General features: G+C 57.8%; 1 protein-coding gene. It reads left to right on the forward strand.

Going from position 1 to position 2,982, the window contains the following annotated elements:
* A partial coding sequence (locus HKN37_05910) for a hypothetical protein (protein NNE46176.1) occupies positions 1 to 2,982 on the forward strand: 2,982 nt, incomplete at both ends.

Consider the following 2,982-nt stretch of genomic DNA (forward strand, 5'->3'; position numbering starts at 1 on the left):
GCGTGCCGGCAGTGACCCACGCACAGGTGGACAAGGTCGACGTCGTCAAAGGAGCCGATGGCTGGAAGCTGCAGGTCAACGGCGAGGACTACTACGTCAAGGGTGTTGTCTGGGGCTACACGCCGCGTGGACAGAACTACACCTATAACCTGTTTGGCCAGCCCGACGAGCAGATCCGGAAGATCCTGGATTACGACTTCGGCCTGATGGCGAAGATGGGCGTGAACACGATTCGCAGCTTCACGATGATTCCGCCGAAGTGGGTGACCTACATCTACCGCGAGCACGGCATTATGTCGGTCATCAACCCGTTGATGGGTCGCTATGGCTACAACGTCGACGGCAAGTGGATTCCATTTACCGACTATTCTGATCCCCGCACGCGTGAAGTGTTGAAGCGGGACATGCAGGAATTCGTCCGGCGTTACAAGGACACGCCCGGCGTGCTGATGTTCGCATTCGGCAACGAGTCCAACTACGGACTTTCGTGGTCGAGCTTCGAGATCGAAAACCTGCCCGAAGGCGAGCAAAACACCGCCAAGGCGCGCTTCCTTTACAGCCTGTGGAACGAGGTCGTCGCTGCGGGCAAGTCCATCGCACCGAATCATCCGTTCACGATCGTTAACGGTGACATCCAGTACATCGACCTGATCGCCGAGCTCTGTCCCGACATCGATATGCTCGGCACCAATGTCTACCGCGGCAGCAGCTTCACGGATCTGTGGAGGGATGTCGATGCCAAGCTCGATCTTCCCGTCATTTTCTTCGAGTTCGGCAGCGATGCGTTCAACGCCCGCGACTTCCAGGAGGATCAGCTTTCGCAAGCGCTGATTCTGAAAGACCAGTGGCAGGAGATGTACAACAAGTCCGCCAGTAACGGCGAGGAAGGTAACTCGATCGGTGCCTTCATCTTCGAATGGCGTGACGAATGGTGGAAATACCTGCAGATCGAGCGCCTCGATATCCAGGATACGAATGCCTCCTGGGCCAACCAGGCATACCTGTTTGACTGGGCCGAAGGCAAGAACAATATGAACGAGGAGTGGTTCGGGATTACTGCCCTCGGTCCTTCGAATTCCGACGGGGTGGCCACGGCGCGACCGCGAATGGCCTACGACGTCATGCAGGAAGTGTTCCGGATGGATCCATATTCTGCGAGCAAGGCGGATATCAACAGTATGTTCGCGAACATGGACGTGGGCCTTTTCGAACTGAGGGGCGATGTCCGAGCCGTCAAGGCGGAAATGGAGGAAGACAAGAAGAAGCTGAGTTTCACCGGCGGACGTCTGCAGGGCGAGATGGTCGTCAGAGGAGACGAGCTCGGGTACAGTGCGGACGGCGAAAGGTCTCTCACCTTCTCCGACGGCCAGATGGTATTCCTCGACTTCGGATTTCAGCCTACGGACAGAGTCAGCGGCCAGATGTCGCTGAACATCCTGGGCAATGTTGCCGAGAAAAGGCCGCTCGAGTTCACCTACGGCGATCGAGGCCTTCCCGTGGGCTTTCTGAAGATTGACATCGCCGGTGATGAGGTTAGCACCCGGGATTTCTTGTTCGAGGGTCGCGAACGCGTACAGCTTTATGACTTCAACGCGACGTACGAGGGCGAGAACGTCGATGTCGAGGCCTTTTACCATACGCCGCGATTCCACTGGGGCTACGAAGGCGATCACTTCGGCCTGATCCGCGAGGCAACCGACATCGCCGGTGTTGATATTTGGGACCAAAGTGCACCGTCGGGCGTCGAGATCACGGGCAAGGGCAAGTGGGACGGCGTCACGCTGCTCTTCGGTCCGGAGGTTTACTGGGGCGCAAACCCGAAAGTCGTTTTTAAATACGATTTCAAGCTCGCCAAGTTTGACTGGACCTTCATCCACTCGGAAGACGTGGCTCGTCGGGACGATGGATCGGGCCTTTCCGAGTCTACGGATAGACAGTCCCGTCAAACGACGTTGACGGCAGAACGCGAGTTCTCCAACGGCTGGAAGCTGGAGCTCGGCGGCATCATTTCTGCGCCTGAGGAAATCGATGACGTCTATGATCGCGTCGGCGAGGACGGCAACATCTACGTTGACAAGATCGAGGACGAGGACGCGCTGGGCTTCCGGGCGAAGCTTACGTTCCCGTGGAACGAGACCTACCTGCAGGCCTGGCACGCGGGACTCGTGGCCGATGCCGGAAACCCGCACAAGACGTTCGGCGTATTCGATCCTAGCCGTCTGCCGACTTCTGGCCTGGGCAACAAGCAGGAGTACGAGGCCGGCATGATCCTGCGTTTCGGTGATTTCATGCTGTACCCACGGGTGCTGTATCGAGACAATCTCGTGCACGCGAACCCGTTCATTGCGCCATCCAACACCGAAGGGGAGTTCGTGGAGGGGATCTTCTCTCCGGGTATAAACCCGCGAAACACGGATACCGACCCGTTTGCCGTGTTGGGCAACCGCGAGGCACGCTCGGCGGAGATGTACCTGACCTACGATCCGACCGGCGCGACGCAGTTTTATGACTGGGACAACGACTGGCGGGAGGATGCAAAGTTCGCGTTCAATATCGGCGGTACCTACACCGAGTTCCCGACGCCAACTGACTCCTACCTGTTCTTCTTCGAGCCGGCCAATGCGAACGTCCCGTTTGGTGCGGGCTTGCCGAAAGAAGACGTTTGGGCGCTGTCCAGCCGGATGGTATTCAATCCGAACTCGAATCGGAAATACATCATCAAGCTGATTCGAGGCTTCGAACAGTCATCCGGTACTCCGAACGGGCCGGCGCGCGACTACTATCAGCTGCACTGGAAGAGCGAGTTCAATCGGAAGCACGTGTTCGAGGGCTACTTCATGAAGGATTCGTGGGGCCCGTATGACTTCTATCGCCAGTTCAATAATGCGTTCCCGGAGCAGGTCAAGCTGGATTATTCGATACTGCTCGGCGGGTCCGGAGTGCAGCTCGGCTCAGTCGAGGACGAGAGGCGGGCCACCAGGC

The sequence above is a fragment of the Rhodothermales bacterium genome, assembly GCA_013002345.1.
Taxonomy (GTDB): domain Bacteria; phylum Bacteroidota; class Rhodothermia; order Rhodothermales; family JABDKH01; genus JABDKH01.